This window comes from Peribacillus sp. NPDC096622, from assembly GCF_044762665.1.
Lineage (GTDB): Bacteria > Bacillota > Bacilli > Bacillales > DSM-1321 > Peribacillus > Peribacillus frigoritolerans_B.
Map to the genome: position 1 here is coordinate 253,919 of NZ_JBIWES010000004.1, position 17,027 is coordinate 270,945.

17 protein-coding genes are annotated in these 17,027 nt (G+C 39.2%); 5 read left to right on the forward strand and 12 right to left on the reverse strand.

Annotation, left to right across the window (positions count from 1 at the left end):
• Window positions 1–27: 27 nt before the first annotated feature.
• Complete coding sequence (locus tag ACIQYG_RS10090; protein WP_402837598.1) at window positions 28–300, reverse strand: hypothetical protein; 273 nt, start codon at window positions 298–300, stop codon at window positions 28–30.
• A gap of 62 nt (window positions 301–362) precedes the next feature.
• Window positions 363–1,442, reverse strand: a complete 1,080-nt coding sequence (locus tag ACIQYG_RS10095) for a nitric oxide synthase oxygenase (RefSeq protein ID WP_402837600.1) — start codon at window positions 1,440–1,442, stop codon at window positions 363–365.
• A gap of 264 nt (window positions 1,443–1,706) precedes the next feature.
• On the opposite strand from ACIQYG_RS10095, the gene catR reads away from it, so the two are divergent.
• Together catR and ACIQYG_RS10105 are read left to right on the forward strand one after the other, a co-directional pair.
• Window positions 1,707–2,030 carry a catDE operon transcriptional regulator CatR gene (gene catR, locus ACIQYG_RS10100; protein WP_048678030.1) on the forward strand — a complete coding sequence of 108 codons (324 nt, stop codon included), beginning with the start codon at window positions 1,707–1,709 and terminating at the stop codon, window positions 2,028–2,030.
• Between the two features lie 138 nt (window positions 2,031–2,168).
• On the forward strand, window positions 2,169–3,086 hold the full coding sequence (locus ACIQYG_RS10105; RefSeq protein ID WP_402837602.1) for an NAD(P)/FAD-dependent oxidoreductase: 918 nt from the start codon (window positions 2,169–2,171) through the stop codon (window positions 3,084–3,086).
• Window positions 3,087–3,332: 246 nt separating this feature from the next.
• Here ACIQYG_RS10105 and ACIQYG_RS10110 read toward each other — a convergent pair whose 3' ends face one another.
• Entirely contained in the window at window positions 3,333–3,479 is a 147-nt protein-coding gene (locus ACIQYG_RS10110) for a lmo0937 family membrane protein (protein WP_106027466.1), read from the reverse strand.
• A 271-nt stretch (window positions 3,480–3,750) separates the two neighbouring features.
• Between ACIQYG_RS10110 and ACIQYG_RS10115 the strand changes: the two genes are divergently transcribed.
• Entirely contained in the window at window positions 3,751–4,071 is a 321-nt protein-coding gene (locus ACIQYG_RS10115; RefSeq protein WP_402837605.1) for a YckD family protein, read from the forward strand.
• Window positions 4,072–4,241: 170 nt separating this feature from the next.
• Entirely contained in the window at window positions 4,242–6,215 is a 1,974-nt protein-coding gene (locus ACIQYG_RS10120; protein ID WP_402837606.1) for a S9 family peptidase, read from the forward strand.
• Between the two features lie 42 nt (window positions 6,216–6,257).
• On the opposite strand, the gene ACIQYG_RS10125 is transcribed toward ACIQYG_RS10120, so the two are convergent.
• From ACIQYG_RS10125 to ACIQYG_RS10155, 7 genes are all read right to left on the reverse strand, one after another.
• A complete protein-coding gene (locus ACIQYG_RS10125; RefSeq protein WP_402837608.1) occupies window positions 6,258–6,689 on the reverse strand; it encodes a CBS domain-containing protein in 432 nt (143 codons plus the stop codon).
• A gap of 80 nt (window positions 6,690–6,769) precedes the next feature.
• Complete coding sequence (locus tag ACIQYG_RS10130; RefSeq protein WP_402837610.1) at window positions 6,770–7,606, reverse strand: MBL fold metallo-hydrolase; 837 nt, start codon at window positions 7,604–7,606, stop codon at window positions 6,770–6,772.
• 305 nt (window positions 7,607–7,911) lie between these two features.
• A complete protein-coding gene (locus tag ACIQYG_RS10135) occupies window positions 7,912–8,892 on the reverse strand; it encodes an ABC transporter permease (protein ID WP_402837612.1) in 981 nt (326 codons plus the stop codon).
• Window positions 8,885–9,799, reverse strand: a complete 915-nt coding sequence (locus tag ACIQYG_RS10140; RefSeq protein ID WP_402837614.1) for an ABC transporter ATP-binding protein — start codon at window positions 9,797–9,799, stop codon at window positions 8,885–8,887. The genes ACIQYG_RS10135 and ACIQYG_RS10140 overlap by 8 nt, the downstream gene beginning before the upstream one ends.
• A complete protein-coding gene (locus ACIQYG_RS10145; RefSeq protein WP_402837616.1) occupies window positions 9,796–10,590 on the reverse strand; it encodes an SGNH/GDSL hydrolase family protein in 795 nt (264 codons plus the stop codon). The genes ACIQYG_RS10140 and ACIQYG_RS10145 overlap by 4 nt, the downstream gene beginning before the upstream one ends.
• A 416-nt stretch (window positions 10,591–11,006) precedes the next feature.
• A complete protein-coding gene (locus ACIQYG_RS10150) occupies window positions 11,007–12,200 on the reverse strand; it encodes an MFS transporter (protein ID WP_402837618.1) in 1,194 nt (397 codons plus the stop codon).
• 64 nt (window positions 12,201–12,264) lie between these two features.
• Entirely contained in the window at window positions 12,265–14,397 is a 2,133-nt protein-coding gene (locus ACIQYG_RS10155) for a PAS domain S-box protein (protein ID WP_402837620.1), read from the reverse strand.
• A 374-nt stretch (window positions 14,398–14,771) separates the two neighbouring features.
• Here ACIQYG_RS10155 and ACIQYG_RS10160 point away from each other — a divergent pair, with 374 nt between their 5' ends.
• Window positions 14,772–15,686 (forward strand): YitT family protein, encoded by a 915-nt coding sequence (locus tag ACIQYG_RS10160; protein WP_402837622.1) that lies wholly within the window; start codon window positions 14,772–14,774, stop codon window positions 15,684–15,686.
• 83 nt (window positions 15,687–15,769) lie between these two features.
• Here the strand turns inward: ACIQYG_RS10160 and ACIQYG_RS10165 are convergent, their stop codons facing one another.
• Window positions 15,770–15,964 (reverse strand): cold-shock protein, encoded by a 195-nt coding sequence (locus tag ACIQYG_RS10165; RefSeq protein ID WP_034307294.1) that lies wholly within the window; start codon window positions 15,962–15,964, stop codon window positions 15,770–15,772.
• An 851-nt stretch (window positions 15,965–16,815) separates the two neighbouring features.
• On the reverse strand, window positions 16,816–17,022 hold the full coding sequence (locus ACIQYG_RS10170) for a cold-inducible protein YdjO-related protein (RefSeq protein WP_377434133.1): 207 nt from the start codon (window positions 17,020–17,022) through the stop codon (window positions 16,816–16,818).
• Window positions 17,023–17,027 lie beyond the last annotated feature (5 nt).

The window sequence follows — 17,027 nt, forward strand, 5'->3', positions numbered from 1 at the left end:
GGGTATCCCCAAGCGAGTCTGATTACTTTATCCATGCTTAGCATTATTATAATAGTGAACACCATACATGGCGCCTTCATCCACCATTTTATTGTCATCATGATCATATGGATCAGGGTGACCTGCTTTTTCAATTACAGGATCCATCTCTGAAGCCGTCCTATTCCAAAAGCCTACCGTTTTTGCTTTTGCATTGGACCACATGTCCTTCACTTTTCCTCTGTTCGTTTTATTTGATAAAAATGAGACTCCGGCAACTCCGACTCCTAGTAATACCACGTTTCTTCCTAATGCCATCATTACCTTCCCCCTTATTTTTTTGGCTTGATATACATATACCCAACTCCAGTTAATGTAAACCTTTATTTATATGGAGGAATTTGATAAAAGAAATTAGGTTTCATTATTTCATTGTTATATGGCTGATGAAAGACGTGTGTCGTGGCTGGAGACACCGGTGGTATTAACCAAGTCCAATCCCCCGTTACTTTCCGGTCATAAGTGGCTTCTTTTTCTTCGAATTTCTTGAATTGTTTAGCTGCTGTATGGTGATCAACAATGCTGACTCCGTGTTTTTTATACGAATGAAGGACTGCTTCATTCAGTTCGATAAGGGCTCGATCTTTCCATAAACTCGAATCACGTTTAATATCCAAACCCATCCTCTCCCCGATTGCCGGCAGCATATTGTAGCGTTCTTCATCAGCAAGATTCCTGGCACCGATTTCCGTTCCCATGTACCACCCATTAAATGGTGCAGCTGAATAAGTAATACCGCCAATTTCCAACCTCATACCAGATATGATTGGAACCGCATACCATTTTATTTGGAGATCTTTGAACCATGTCAGTTCAGGGTGGGTGATTTGAACTTCTTTAACGAGGCTTTCAGGTATCTCATGAAAACTTGGGGTCTTTCCGTCCACTTGGACTACAAGAGGTAAAATATCGAAAGGTCCGAATTTCCCTCCCCATCCTAATTCCATACATTGCTTGGTGAATTCTATTGAACTTGAATCGCCGATTACGCCATGTTCCGTCTCGTATCCAGCATAACGAATAAGCTGATGATTCCAAATATCCACTTTTTGATCATGATCTTTCTGTTTGAAAATTGTAATCACAGGCCTGATATTCCCATTATTCGTAGCATATTCGATATGTTCAAAGAGGGCCGATACAATTTCTTCTTCGCTTTGAATCATCCTTTTATCAATCACCCTCAGTGATTCCCAAAAAAAGCGCCCAATGCAACGATTGCTATTCCGCCAAGCTAATTTAGCACCATAAACCAACTCTTCATATGTATGTTCATATCTGCCTGTTTCATTAATTTCCTTTTTAATTTGTTCGATCCTGCCATTTATGTCCTCTTCCGTTTTCAATAATTCCGGATAACTTGTCCTGATAAAGGATACGGCCTCTTGCAGTAAATCACTCATCTTTCCCACGGATCCTTCCATTTGCAAAACTTTGACTTCAATATTAAAATAACATATTTTTCATGGTATCTCTAAAGAACACATTTTTTAAAAGCGCACTTTTTTTAAAATGTGGCAAATCCGAGGCGGAATACTTTTCATGATACTTAAAGTAAGCTCATGAATTTCTTATACTAATAACATCTCTAGTAACTAAATAATTTTCGGTAAAGTTGTTACATATGAGGTAAATGCCTTATAATATATTAATAATGAGGTGATATGATGAATAATACGACACTTTGTCCACGATTTGAAAAAGGAATGCAAATCTTGAGTAAACGCTGGACTGGATTGATTGTCAATCAATTACTTAATGGCCCTCAACGGTTTTGTAATATTGAATCTGCATTCCCTATAAGCGGCAGGATTCTTTCTGAACGTTTAAAGGACTTGGAAATTGAAGGCATTGTCAAAAGGGACGTATATCCGGAGACACCGGTCAGGATTGAATATTCTTTAACTGAAAAAGGCAAGGCTCTTGCACCGGTAATGAACGAAATTCAAAATTGGGCACAAGAATGGCTCGAACCAATACAGAATCAATGATATAGGCATTAAAGAAATGGAGGAAGATCTGCCAGCTGCGGACTTCCTCCTTTTTTGTTTAAACTCGAGCGACTAGTGGTATATTTTTTACAGATAGAATAACACTAGGTTTATTCCAAATTTATGGGCGGTGAATTCATGAAACAAGCAGATTGCATTATTATTGGTGGAGGTATAGCCGGGATTCAGGCAGCCATCCAGCTCGGAAGATATAAACATGGTATTATCGTCATTGATTCTGCTCAAGGCCGCTCTTCCATTGCCAAGGCTTACCATAACATTCTTGGGTGGCCGGATGGGGTAAGCGGTAAACAATTAAGGGCGCTTGGCAGACAGCACGCTGAAAAATTCGGTGTCGAATTCTTGGATGATACAGTGACATCTCTTGAAAAAAAGCAGGACAAGTTTTTTATCCAAACAAAAAATGACAGGGAATATCAAGCAAAAATGATTTTTCTTGGTACAGGCATTACCGATAACATTCCTCCAATCAAAAACATCTATTCAACTCTTGGAACATCCACATATATATGCCCTGACTGTGATGGGTATGAGATCACGGATAAGCAAACCGTTGTTCTTGGAGGCGGAAATGCGGGTGCAGGCATGGCGCTTACTCTATTATATTGGTCAAAAGATATCATTTACGTAAACCATTTGAAATCAAAAATTGATGATGAGTTTAGGGATAAGTTAAAGGCAAACCACATTCCCGTAATTGAAGAGGAAGTTTGCGAGGTTCATGTCGATGCCCAACAGCAGTTAACGGGCATACAATTAGGATCTGGTAAAATTATCAAAGCTGAAAAGGCATTCACGGCGTTTAAAGGGAACAAACTTAATAATGACCTAGCCTTACAATTAGGTGTGCAAGTCAATGAAAACAATCATGTCGTGATTCATCCCCGGACTAAAGAAACGAATATTAAAGGAGTCTGGGCCGGCGGCGACCTCGTTGCCCATTCCGAACAAGTCACCATTTCTATGGGGGATGGTACCCAAGCAGCCATATGGATTCATAAGAGGCTGTTAGGCCAGCCACTTCCTTATGATTGACGGCTTGCTGGAAAATTAAAAGGCGACCTGTTCAACAGGCCGCCTCATTTTGTACGCATTAGGAGTTCTATCTGAATTAAAACAAAGTTGATTGAAACGGAAGGTACGAGATTCCTGCGGGGAAAGCGAGTTCCATACGTTCCAATCAACGTTCAAATTGTACAAGTCCTAATAAATCTGTAGTTTGTCTATAGTCTGAAGCGACCCGTATCCATAAACTATTCCTCTTTAGCCTTCAATACAAATCTACATTCGATTCCTTCCCTTAAAAACTTTAACCAAAATGAGAATGACCGCGATGATAAGCAAGATATGTATAAAGCCTGCAGCCACTTTAAAGACTAAACCAAGAACCCATAATAATATTATTACACCAATAATCGTCCAAATCATGATAATCCCCCTTTCTTCCCTTTTTAAGGATTTTTTATTAATAAGAAGTTACAACAAAATCCCCACTTACATTTAAAATACCCATATCTTTCTCTAACAAACCTTCACCTTATTTTTTACATAAAACTGTAAATGCTGTAAATGATAATAAGGAAATAAGGAATCTTCCATATTGGAAATCATTCACCATAAGGAAGGGACTATCAGGTTTTAAAGGTTCTAGAGTTCTTCAATAAAGCAGAAAAAAACAAAAAGAAGGAGTCGTTCATTCATGAAAAAGTTTTTAGTCATCTGTTTAACAGCTTGCTCCCTATTCTTAGTCAACCTTAATCATCCGGCTGCACATGAAAATAAAGCAAAGACGGAAAGTGTTCAATTCACTGATGCTCAAAAATCGGAAATCGCCAAGATTCAAAAGCAGTTACTCGCTGACAAAAAGATATTGATTGAAAAATATGTCGAGTATGGCGCACTTTCGAAAGAAGAAGCCGATAAAATGGTTTCACATTTTGAAAAACATTATAAAATGATGGAAGAAAATAATTTCCAAATTCCGCCGCACCGTCCACATACACGACACATGCAGAAGTAATTGTAAGTTTCGTGCCTATATAGCCTGATAATCCGACCTGATAAAAAGGCCGGATTATTTTCATTTCTTTCGTCCTTGATAAATAAACATTACGCGTTTACCATTTACTAAAGGATTTATATTTCTCTTTAGCGAAATACATAACTATGAGAAATGAAAGGGTGAAAAGGATGAACAAAATAGGTATAACAGCAAGAGACTTATTTCACTTGAAATCAGTGACCGATCCAAAGCTATCACCGGATGGCAGCATGGCGGTTTATGTCCAAACCAGAATAGATGAAAAAACGGAAAAATACATTTCCAATCTGTTTATGTTCAGCCTGATTACAAATGAAACAAAGCAATGGACATTTGGGGATAATCGTGATACATCACCAGCCTGGTCCCCCGACGGCAAACATATCGCCTTTATATCAGATAGATCAGGAAAAAAACAAGTCCACATCATTGGGAGCATCGGTGGGGAAGCTCGCCAGCTCACCCATTTCGTTAACGGCGCATCAAAGCCTATTTGGTCTCCCTGTTCCGCCAAGTTGCTGCTTTCTACCGGGTTAAAGGAAGGCGAAAACCTTAATACGGTCAAGGAAAATGATCTATCCAAAGAAGTTAATAGGTATGAACGGATCAAGTATAAATGGGATGGGAGAGGCTATTTTGATCAGTTATATCAGCAGCTTGTAATAGTGGACATTTTTAAGGAAGAATTCACATTGCTAACGGAAAACAATATTGATCATCTTCCGAATGCATGGTCTCCAGACGGACAGCATATTGCATTCATAAGCGGGGATGCAGAAAGAAGTGATGATGAACTTTTTTCAGATATTTTCATCATGGACCTTGATACGAAATCTTTAGAGAAAATAACGGATAGTACAGGTTTCTTTAGAGATCCTAAATGGTCTCCAAATGGCGAATATCTATCTTTCATTGGCCATAATAAAGAATTTGCCGGTGCCACATTTTCCAATATCTGGTTATACTCCATTTTCGATCAAACGACTCAATGTTTGACCGACGGATGGGACGTCCAAATTGGAGATTCCGCAATTGGGGATTTCCAAATCGGAGCCGTCGACCCAGGTATATTGTGGACAAACGATAGCCAAGGTTTTTACTTTTTAATAAGTGATTATGGAAATACCGGAGTATATTATGGTTCGATTGAAGGTGCTATGTATCCATCAATCCTTGACCCGCAGCATATATACGGCCTGACTATAGACCCCGAAAGCCACCGTGCTGTCGTGGCCATCAGTACACCTGTTCATCCTGGTGATCTCTTTGCTTATAACCTTACCAATGGTGATAAGGAACAAATCAGTTTTGTTAATGAGGATTTTTTGAAGGATAAACATTTGTCCACGGCTGAACCCATTACTTTTCCATCTGTCGATGGACTTAACATTCACGGCTGGATCATGAGACCGACCGGTTTTAATGGTAATCAAAAATATCCGCTCATTTTAGAAATCCACGGCGGACCGCATATGATGTATGCAAATACCTATGTTCATGAATTCCAGACCTTGGCTAATGAAGGGTATACTGTATTGTTCACAAACCCGCGCGGTAGTGTAGGATATGGCCAAGACTTCGTAAATGCCTGCAGGGGCGATTATGGAGGCATGGATTATAAGGACTTAATGGCTGGAGTTGATCACGTTTTAGCTACGTATGATTTTATAGACCATGAAAATTTAGGGGTATCCGGAGGAAGTTATGGAGGATTCATGACCAATTGGATCATCGGACATACCAACCGCTTCAAGGCGGCTGTTTCTCAGCGTTGCATTAGTAACTGGCTAAGTTTTTATGGGGTCAGCGACATTGGCTATTATTTTACTGAGTGGGAAGTTGGCGGCGATATCGTTAACTCTGCTGAAAAGCTATGGCAGCACTCTCCATTAAAATATGTTTCCAATGTGAATACCCCTTTACTTTTACTTCACGGAGAAAAGGACTTCCGCTGTCCCATTGAACAGAGTGAGCAATTTTTCGTCGCTTTAAAACGGCAAAAAAAAGAAGCGGTACTTGTTTCCTTCCCAAATGAAACTCATGAGGTATCGCGAAGCGGATCTCCAAAAATGCGACTGCAACATGTTGAGGAAATCAAAGGATGGTTCAATAAGTATCTTTAAAAACCAAAACTCTGTTAGCAAAAGCTAACAGAGTTTTGGTTTTTAGTGTTGAATTTGATTTCTGTCCTCGGAAATTGAACTTAAAGCATTTCCCGCCATTGAATTAGTCTGTTGGTGTACAGCAAGATCACCCAATGCCACGACTCCGACCAGCTTGTCATTCTCAATGATAGGGAGCCTTCTGATTTGTTCGGTAGCCATTAGCTCCTCTGCTTCCTCCACTGACATATCAGGCGTGCCTGTTACAAGATTGGTGGAAATGACATCGGTAATTCTAGTCGAATTCGGCTTTTTCTCGGCAACACAGCGAATGACGATATCCCTGTCTGTAATAACACCGATTAAATGGTTATTCTCCAATACAGGAATGACACCAACATCATCATTCTTCATTTTGACTGCTGCTTCATATATATTATCTTCCGCAGTGCAACAGTCCACGTTTGTTGTCATGATATCTCTTAAATTAGTCACGGATATCCCTCCATTTTTCATATGTTGCTTGTTTATTTTTGACTTCTTTAGAGAAATTATTCATCAAACACGTTCACCCTTCATTCTACATATTTCCCATGATCCGGTTTAGCTAATGAATCGAATTCCTTTGCAAGCTTCGCTAAACCCATTTCCAGTTCTTTCCCTTCAATAGGATACCCGTGCCCCGTTATGGCAACAGTCGGCTTTAGACTTTCCAATAGCCTTACCGATTCTTTGGCAATCTCCCAGTCGGTTGTTAAATACCGCGGTGGTCCTGCTATTTCTTTCTCCTGGGTGATAACCTTGTATAGGGAATCTTGCCTGACATTCACAAAGGCATCACCAACAATCAAACTTCGGTCACTTTCTCGGAAAAGTGAAATATGTCCTTTCGAATGGCCAGGAGTGTGAACCCATTGCCAATCACTAAGCCCGGGAACACTATGGTCATCAGGCAATGGCTGAACTTTTTCATCAAGGTTGATTCCCTCATTCGGAAATATCCATGAGATTTTTGCGACCATCCCCCCTTCAACAGTGGGATCCGGTTCGGGATAATTTTCCTGTCCCGTTAAATAAGGCATTTCTTTAATGTGGGCATAAACAGGAGCCTTCCAATAATCCATTAACTCAATCAGTGCTCCAACATGATCGAAATGTCCATGTGTCAAAATAATCGCAGAAGGTGGTTTTTGCGGTCCGTATATTTCTTCTGCAGTTTTCTTTATTGCCTCTGCTGAACGCGGCATCCCTGCATCTATCAATACCCATTCATCATCTTTGGGTGACCCTACAAAAACCACATTAACGATTTGGACGGACAGACAATATATATCCTCATTTACTATCTGTACATCTCCACTTGAAACTGAAGTCATTGGCATGAATTTTTCATTCAAATGATTATCATCCATTTTTTATCCTCCTAATTTGAACATACTGTTTTTTAAAGGATACCCTGTACGAGAAAATAAAAAACAACCTATAATTTATATAGGCTGTTTCACAATATAAACATGTTCGAAAGCGAGTTTGCATACAGTATTTTTTTAAAAATTGCAGATGATTTCAGAAATCCGCTCCCTTTCCGCCGACTGTCCGCCAAGCGTCTTTGAGGGCTTGGCTAGCCAGTTAAACCGATTTTAATCATGGGTGCGAAACATCCGAACCAATTATGTCCAACAAACTGAATCAACATATAATTTATATAGGCTGTTTCTCAGTACACATCCCTCCGGGTAAATACCGTAAAAGATACAACTAAAGCCAGCGCCCACCAAACGAACAGAGTAATGACGGAGGATAATAAAGTCATCCCTTCTATTGGTGGATCCGTTCCGCTAATATAAGCGGTCAATTTCAAATTCACCATAAAGAAATATTTCGCTGATTCCCATGAGGAAACCATATTGTTCAATATAGCCCCGGAAATCAATGCAGCCAGCATGATGCCCATGCCTGCAGGGGTGCTTCTCACTAAAACCGAAAGCATGAAAGAAAGGGTCCCTACAACAACCGCCACCAGCCAGACAAGTCCCAAATCCATCAATAGGAATTTCCATTGTTCCACTAACCTTACATGACTGACATCCACGTCAGCCCCGTTTAATTCGAATCCGGTTATTATGGGGGCCCCCCATCCTTGATATCCGAAAACGATACCTGATAAAAGGTAAGACAATAAGGCTGTCATCGCCACGATAATCGAAACCGATAATAATAATGTTACATATTTGCTCAATAAGATTTTCCAGCGCTCCACTGGCCGTGTCAGCAGAAGCTTGATCGTCCCTTGACTATTTTCGGAAGAAACCATATCACTAGCCACAATCATGATTAACAGCGGAATGAACAAATCGATTGCATTTTCCAAAAACATGCGTGTAAAAGTGGCTGCGCCTGGCTCTGAGGGGTTGATATCATGATCGAGGTAATATTGCTGCTGCTTCAGACTAACTTGAAGCTGTTCACGCCACTCATCGAGCATCCTATTTGAGCCCAATCGATTTTGAGTATCAATGATTTGCTGCTGAAGAGCTGCACGCCAATCATCAGTTCCCAACTTCTCCCGCTGCTCTTCCACTTGTTTATATTGGGCATATGTAAACATCAGCACTAAAATTCCAACGATGATACCGATTATGATTAACCGTTTCTTTGCCAATAACTTCATCATTTCATTTTGGACCAAGTTATTCAATGCCTGCACCTCCGACACCGGTAACTTGCAAAAACAATTCTTCCAATCCCGGGAGCTTTCGATTCATTTCATGCACCCTCACGCCTGCTTGGATAAGAGCAGCATTCCATTCAGGTGTCTTGAGTTCATCATAGGCTGTAATGATATATTTTTGATCAATGGTAATTTCGGTGAAGCCGCTAAGAATTTCCGCCCCCTTTTGAATAGGTTCCACCCGCCAAAATATCCGCTCCTGCGTGGATAATAAGCTTTCCACTGTATCCGTTTTGATAATTTCCCCACCTTTAATAATTGCGACCCGGTCACAAAGTTGCTGTATTTCACCTAATAAGTGTGAAGAAACCAGAACGCTCATCCCTTCTTCTTCAGCCAACTTTCTGATGAATTGCCGCATTTCACGGATTCCGGCAGGATCTAGCCCGTTGGTCGGTTCATCCAAAATCAACAGTTTAGGGCTGTTCAGCATTGCCTGCGCGATTCCTAAACGTTGCCTCATTCCTAACGAATAGGTCTTCACTTTATCGTGAATTCTCGCTTGCAAACCGACGAGTTCAACAACCTCGATCATTCTTGTTTCATCAACTTCAGGTAACATTCTTGCAAAGTGGAGCAAATTATCCCACCCGCTCAAAAATGGATATAACTCTGGATTTTCAACGATGCAGCCCATTTGCTTCATTGCCTTCGTAAATTCCCGACGAACATCATACCCGCATATATGGATGGAACCCGAGGTTGGCTTAATCAAACCGACCAACATGCGGATCGTCGTCGTCTTGCCTGCCCCATTCGGTCCTAAAAAGCCGAAAACCTCACCTTCATTTAGTTCAAAATCAATTCCTTTAATAATTTCCCTTTTGCCAATCCTTTTTTTCAAGTCCCTGACAGTCAATGTCACCTGTTTCATCGTTCCACATCCTCCCATTTTATTAAAGGAGCAACTCTATCAGCAATTAAACGATATCCCTTCTTATTAGGGTGAAATTTATCTGAATACAAATACTCATTTACCGATAATTGAAATAAATCAAAAGTTGGAACGAAAATTGCATTTTCATAAAGAGCCACGACTTCCGCCGTTTCATTATTCCAGTCCCGTACGATGCGGTTCGTATCAAAGTCTTCATCCAAATCTATAAACGGATTATACAGCCCAAGCAACAAAATGGTAGCTTTATCATTGACTTTATTGATATCTTTAAAAATTTCATGTAAATTTCCCAAGAAATTCTTTTGTGAAACAGTAATGGCTTCATGATCATATTCAAGCAGGGTTTGGCCTTTTTGAAATAGATCGTTACCCCCGATTGTAACCAAAATAACATTAGCTGCCTGGATTTGACGCTTCACTTGCGGTTGTTTCACTTGCTGTACCAATTCTTTAGACACTTGTCCATTGATTCCGAGGTTATGAATGATTGGTTTTCTTTTGTATTCACTCTTTAAATCTTCAATAACAAGTCCAACGTAGCCTTTCCCTGTTTCATCACCTGTGCCACGTGTCAATGAATCGCCTATCGCCACTACCGTAAAATCATCGGGAAGATCATTTTTTTTAATGGGTGTTTCTTCAATCACTTCCGTATCAGAAGTTTTCTTTCCATAATGGTCCATAATCGCCCATCCAAGACAAAATAAAAAAAACAGGCCGATAAAAGCTGATACGATGGTAGTAGCCAACACATTTGGTTTGCTCAAAAACACTCACCCTTCCATTCATTCTCTATCTTCCATTAAATCATATTATTTCCAAAAATAAAAAACTGATTGTTCTGGTTAAAAATCCCAATAGTTAAAAGCATTTCCTTTATAAACTTACAGATAAATTACAAAAGAGGTTCTATCTAAATTTTATAATAAAGTTGATTGGAGCGGGTTTTCAAGACTCCTGCGTGAAAAGCGTTTCCTAGGGAGAATAGGCACTGCGGAAAGCGAGTGCCTTACGTTTTTCAACGAGTTTATCTACTGAAGGAAAAAATGAATCACGATTCGGCCTTTTAAAAATTGTTCAATCTGCTTGAACATTTAGCATGCCTTCTCTCAAACTTTCAGATAGAGTATAAAAAAAGACCTCTTCACCATGAAAGGTTAAGAGGTCACTCGCTATATTTCCATCATTTTTCAATTATACCTATGGGGTTCCCCATAGCTTTTAAATTTTTTTCTAACCTCATGAGCCATATTGTAAGCAGCATCCCGATCAGCGTGAGTAAACCATAAAATAAATAGACCGCATATATTCCTGATTTATCCAAGATTATTCCGCCGCTGAAGGTACTGAACCAATTACCCAATCCATTGCCAATGGCAGAATAAAGCGTTATTGCTGTTACTGTAATTCGTACAGGGACAACTTTCCTGATATATTGTAAAGCTGCAGGAATGAATAAGCCAAGTGAAAACCCTTGAATGATCGAAGACACATATACGGTAGCCAAACTTGGTTCGGTAAAGTACAGAACCCAGCGGACCAATGAGGCCGTTCCAGCCAATAAGGTAATTGGCAGCAAGCCTATTTTATGAATCCAAGTACCTGCAATTCTCATAAAGGGGATTTCCGATAATACAGCTAAAAGAAACGCGATGCCAATTCCTGTATATGTTCCTCCCCTTGCCTCTACAAACAAACCATAGTATACATTATTTGCAAGAATAGGACCAAAAAGCAAGAACGTTATAGCAAGAAAGATAAGAAATCGTTTCATGGTGATCAATTCTTTCATTCCACCGAAAAGCTTCACCTTTTCCCCTGGTGGCTCTTCAGGCAAACGAAGAGCCAGACTAGCCGCAATCAAAAGGCCGAAGAAAAAGGCATAAAATATCACGGAAGGACCCATGAAGGATTCTGATAATTTCCCCATTACAAAAACGGCCACACCGTAACCAAGTGATCCGAATAAACGGATTTTCCCATAATTCGATTTGATTTTCATTGTATATTGAAGGGTGATGCTATCTGAAACTGGTATTATCGCACTTTGAAAAATAGCCAAAGCGACAGCGACGGATACTATTAGTAAATAGCGATCGAACAGCAAGTAACCTAAACCGAATACACCAGCAAGCAACGATGTCATTGCCAGTATTTTTGCCGGTCTCCCGCTCCAATCACAGACAATTCCCCAAAAAGGTTGAAAAACGATCATCACTATCGGTCCAACAGACATGATCGTACCTATCTCAATACCGGACAAACCTGCCTCATTGGCCAAATAAACACTTAATAGCGGTGTTAAACTTCCCACTGCAAAAAATGAAAAAAGATAAAATACCTTCAAGCTAATATTGACTTGCTTTTGTTTTTCCAAATCCAGTTCCCCCATGCAGACATCTGCTACCAAATTGTTGATTTTTTCATTGCTTCCTATTGGGCTAAATAGGGAGCACAATATTAAAGACTGTACCTTTATTGACCTCGCTCTCGACAAAGACATATCCCAAATGGCTTTCTATGATTTTAAAGCTGATCATTAAACCTAACCCATTACCAGATTTTTTCGTTGTGAAAAATGGTTCTCCCAGTCTCTTAAGCTGCTCCGGCGGTATCCCAATTCCTGTGTCGGTGATGGATATTTGCACTTTATCCTCTTTAAGTTCCGTAATAACTTTTATGAACCCACCGTCAGGCATAGCTTCCATACCATTTTTAATGAAGTTCAATATGACTTGTTTTAATCGATTCTCATCACAACGAACGAAGATCTCTTCGACATTACAATCCGAAATCAGCGTGATGTTCTTCTTCCTGGCTTCAAACTCCGTCAAAGATACAACATTTTGAATGATTGGTACAAGATTCTTCGTTTCCAATATCAAGGCCTGTGGTTTGGCCAATTGTAAGAACTCTTCAACTATCTCATTCACACGATTGATTTCGTCCATGATTATTTCCAGATATTCTTGTTTGCTTTCGTCCGTTTCATCCAATTGCAAAAATTCCGTATACCCTTTCATGGAGGTCAGCGGATTCCGTATTTCATGTGCCACTCCAGCAGCAAGCTGACCGACAGCGGCTAATTTATCCTGCCGATGGAGCATCTCTTCCGATTGTTTACGCTCAGTTATATCATATCTAAGTGCCAGAAACTGAAATGGCTTTCCTTCTTCGTTGAAAAATGGAACAATTGTTGTATCGACCCAATAAAAACTGCCGTCTTTCGCCTTGTTTCTAATTTCACCCTTCCAAACTTTCCGTTCATGGACGGTCTTCCACATATGTTCAAAGAATTCCTTTGAGTGATATCCTGAATTAACTATCTTATGGGTATGACCTATCAATTCACCTCTCCCATAACCGGAAACCTCCGTAAACTTTTCATTAACTTCCATAATGATACCTTTATTATCGGTAATCGCCACAATCAAGGATTGGTTGATTGCATAATGCATATCCTCCAGTTCCTTGATTGACCCCTTTAAAGCATGTTCTGCTTTTTTACGACTGGTAATATCCGAACGGATGGAAATATATTGATATGGTTTACCCTTTTTCATAAATGGAACGATAGTTGTATCCACCCAATAAACATTACCATCTTTAGCCCGGTTGCATATTTCACCATGCCATGTTTGCCCTTGGCTGATCGTTAGCCATAGGTCAGTGAAAAATTCTTTTGGATGATAACCAGAATTGATGATGGAATGATTTTTCCCTATTAGTTCATGTTTTTCATATTGTGATATTTCCAGGAATTTTTCGTTAACGTATGTAATGATTCCTTTTGCATCCGTGATGGCGACGATCGCCGATTGATCTAAAGCATAACGGATATCACTTACAGTATTATCACTTTTTGCTAACCGCCGTCCCACGATCGTACTTGAAGCGATCAAGCTGGCAAGGATGAATAATGAAACGAAGCATGTAAGATAAAGCATAAATGGAGTAAGTGGAACAAATTCACCCGTTTCATTTTTTGCGTTCATCGGTAACACTCTTAAAAAAAGATAATAGCCTTCAATGATTGCCCCGCTCATCAAGAGAGTACTGACTGGCTTTAGCGAGGATTGACTTAGTTTATTAAAATAAAATAATATTGCAAGTGCTGCTACAAATAAAATAAAGATGCTGAAAAGCGTACTGAAGACCGACAATGGGCTAAAGTGCAAAGAGTGGTTTAAAGAAGATGTTCCCATTATATAATTGGATAAAATGGCCATCGTAAACATGAAGCCGCAAAAAACGATTTGCAGCACTTGTGTTTTATAGGAAATGGCCAATAATCCAACCCCTGCGAGAGCGATCGCTAATGCTAACGAAAAAATTATTGTAGAAAAGTTGTATGCTGCCATTCCTGAATTATCGAGGGTGAATATGACCACAAAATTAAGCGTCCAGATAGCCACTCCCATAGAGCAGCTGCTCCCTATATACACTAGGCGTTTATATCTCTTTATCGTCAGTAAAGTTGTCAGTAAATCCAACGCCGTATAACAAGCCATTATTATCAAAAGCGCTGCAATCATAAAGAGAACAGGATTTGATGCCACAATTGATTGTTCCATTTTTTTACTTGATCACCTCAAACGTTCTATTCTCCTATATTGTAATGGAAATTCATAGTACCTCAAAGGTTTTTTATTTCCTTACTCCTATATATTTACACATTGATTCTTTCCGTGCACCCCATATCTCAAGAAAATGCAGGTTTCTTTCATAAAATCAATAAAATTAGAAATACTATTGTTTTGTATGGAGTAGAATATGAATACATGGTAATGACAAGCATTCACAATACTGCTTCATCATTACAGGACATTATCAATAATACCAATAATTCTTGACTAATATATTAATCAAGAATGTTAATTCCTTTATTTAATTATACCTATAGGTTTATAATTAAATAGAACCTATATAGAGAGAAGGAGTGGGGGGCATGATTATGTCAGACCTGGCAGGTGCAAGTACAACAGAAATTATGCAAAAGAAGACCCAGCATAAAAAATTAACACTGAGGCAAATTTTACAGAGGGGTCTATTAATTACAATCGGTGCGGTTTTGATGGCTGTCGGCCTCGAGATTTTTTTAGTGCCGAATAACGTAATCGACGGGGGCATAACGGGTATATCGATTATGTTATCTTACATCACTGGATGGAAGCTTGGAATCTTTCTATTCACTTTGAATCTTCCTTTCTTTTTTATCGGTTATAAACAAATCGGCAAAACCTTCGCATTATCTACCCTTTATGGAATTTTAGTCCTTTCCATTACCACTACATTGCTTCATCATGTACCAGCTTTCACTCAAGATATCCTCCTAGCGTCCGCTTTCGGCGGAATGATTCTTGGCATTGGTGTTGGAATGGTCATTCGATATGGCGGCTCATTGGATGGTACAGAAATACTTGCTATACTCGCTAGTAAGAAGCTCCCTTTTTCCGTTGGGGAGATTGTCATGTTTTTCAATTTATTCATCCTTGGCAGTGCGGGCTTCGTATTCTCTTGGGATCGTGCCATGTATTCGATCATAGCTTACTTCGTGGCATATAAAACGATGGATATCGTCATCGCAGGTTTGGACGAATCCAAATTTGTCTGGATTATCAGTGATGAATTTAATGATATCGGTGATGCCATAATGAATCGCCTTGGACGGGGCGTAACCTTTTTAGCTGGCGAAGGTGCTTATTCTGGTGATGATAAAAAAGTAATCTTTTGTGTAATAAACAGGCTTGAGGAAGCTAAACTTAAAGAGATAGTCAAAAGCTTCGATCCATCTGCATTTCTTGCCGTTGGGGATATCGCGGAAGTTCGAGGCGGTCGATTCAAGAAAAAAGATATCCACTAATCATCCATCTGCTTTTTGCTTCATCCAATTGGCAGAAAGATAAAAAAAACTGAAGGGAATCCCCTTCAGCTTTTTTTATAGCCTTAATAGTTTCTTGGATTGTTAATTGCTTGAAGCATTCTGGTGCCGGGTTTCATCTCGCTGCTACATAACGGACAAACGTGTTCATCATTACTTGTAAAGTTATCGCGAATCCAACCTTTGCAATCTTCTGATGTACATTCCCACACCTTTGTTTCTTCAGGAATGATTTCTTCCGTATTATTTCTTCTATACATATATCTCACTCCTTAGAATTGAATTGACTCCGTCCTGCATAACAGATCACAAGCCATAAAGATAAAAGAAGAATAGATGGCGTTTAATCTAAATTGTGAGTAAATAACCATTCGCAAATCTAAGTATGATTATTGTTCTTTCAACCAAACTTTTTGAATGGTAAGAACTTGAGATTACGGCATGAATTTTTCATATCTCAGTACCCATTATATCATATATATGCTTTATATATTTGAAGAAAGATTCTAAAAAAGAAAGTATTCCCCAAAATGAAACACAGTCCCTGACTTACCCTTCAAGATAATTGAGACTGCGCTGTTTAAGAATCCATTCCATATGGTTCTTCCTGCTCGTTCGATGAATTTCAAAGTGAAGCGAGCATGAGAGTAATTTTTAATGCCAAAACCTAAAACAATGAAAGCCCTGCCTCTCTCCCATCCATACGGTTCCTAGACCGTGCCTGCGAGAATCAGATAAAAGCTTGTAAGTACATGTTTATTAATTAAAACCGTCCGTAATTCCAATTGGGTAGATTAAATTCCAAAAGACAAATGGTACATAGAAGTAAGTTAATGAAGAACAGAAATGGATCGAGGAAAATACTTGATGATAACATGTATTTCTTTTTTCTAGATGTGTTTAACTTGTTTCTACTTCATCATGAAAATGATGAAAAATATTTCATTAATAAAAATGTTACTTGAAATTACCCTCCAGTGCATTCTTTTCATAACACTGAAATTTAATGATACCATACACATCTTTATATGTAAAGCATTAATCCAGGATAAAAACACTCCGCCATACTTCCTTCTTAAAATGAAAATAAAGAGGCTATGATTCACCTCTTTTATTTAAACGCGTTATACTCATTTTCGATTTTTGGAAGCTCCCTGATTTCCTCAACCAATTGACTTCCACACATTGGGCAATCATAGTTTTCCGAGGCAAAATCTTTTCTCATCCAACCATTACAATCTGCTGCTCCGCACGCATATACTATCGTATCTTCCATAACTATTTCTGGTTCCTCTGAATTCTTTTTACCAAAATACATGAGCA

Excerpts from the sequence above, each read along its gene's own strand:
- ACIQYG_RS10090 (WP_402837598.1), bottom strand. The coding sequence starts at position 300 with ATGATGGCATTAGGAAGAAACGTGGTATTACTAGGAGTCGGAGTTGCC.
- ACIQYG_RS10095 (WP_402837600.1), bottom strand. The coding sequence starts at position 1,442 with ATGAGTGATTTACTGCAAGAGGCCGTATCCTTTATCAGGACAAGTTAT.
- catR (WP_048678030.1), top strand. The coding sequence starts at position 1,707 with ATGAATAATACGACACTTTGTCCACGATTTGAAAAAGGAATGCAAATC.
- ACIQYG_RS10105 (WP_402837602.1), top strand. The coding sequence starts at position 2,169 with ATGAAACAAGCAGATTGCATTATTATTGGTGGAGGTATAGCCGGGATT.
- ACIQYG_RS10110 (WP_106027466.1), bottom strand. The coding sequence starts at position 3,479 with ATGATTTGGACGATTATTGGTGTAATAATATTATTATGGGTTCTTGGT.
- ACIQYG_RS10115 (WP_402837605.1), top strand. The coding sequence starts at position 3,751 with ATGAAAAAGTTTTTAGTCATCTGTTTAACAGCTTGCTCCCTATTCTTA.
- ACIQYG_RS10120 (WP_402837606.1), top strand. The coding sequence starts at position 4,242 with ATGAACAAAATAGGTATAACAGCAAGAGACTTATTTCACTTGAAATCA.
- ACIQYG_RS10130 (WP_402837610.1), bottom strand. The coding sequence starts at position 7,606 with ATGGATGATAATCATTTGAATGAAAAATTCATGCCAATGACTTCAGTT.
- ACIQYG_RS10140 (WP_402837614.1), bottom strand. The coding sequence starts at position 9,799 with ATGAAACAGGTGACATTGACTGTCAGGGACTTGAAAAAAAGGATTGGC.
- ACIQYG_RS10155 (WP_402837620.1), bottom strand. The coding sequence starts at position 14,397 with ATGGAACAATCAATTGTGGCATCAAATCCTGTTCTCTTTATGATTGCA.
- ACIQYG_RS10160 (WP_402837622.1), top strand. The coding sequence starts at position 14,772 with ATGATTATGTCAGACCTGGCAGGTGCAAGTACAACAGAAATTATGCAA.
- ACIQYG_RS10165 (WP_034307294.1), bottom strand. The coding sequence starts at position 15,964 with ATGTATAGAAGAAATAATACGGAAGAAATCATTCCTGAAGAAACAAAG.
- ACIQYG_RS10170 (WP_377434133.1), bottom strand. The coding sequence starts at position 17,022 with ATGTATTTTGGTAAAAAGAATTCAGAGGAACCAGAAATAGTTATGGAA.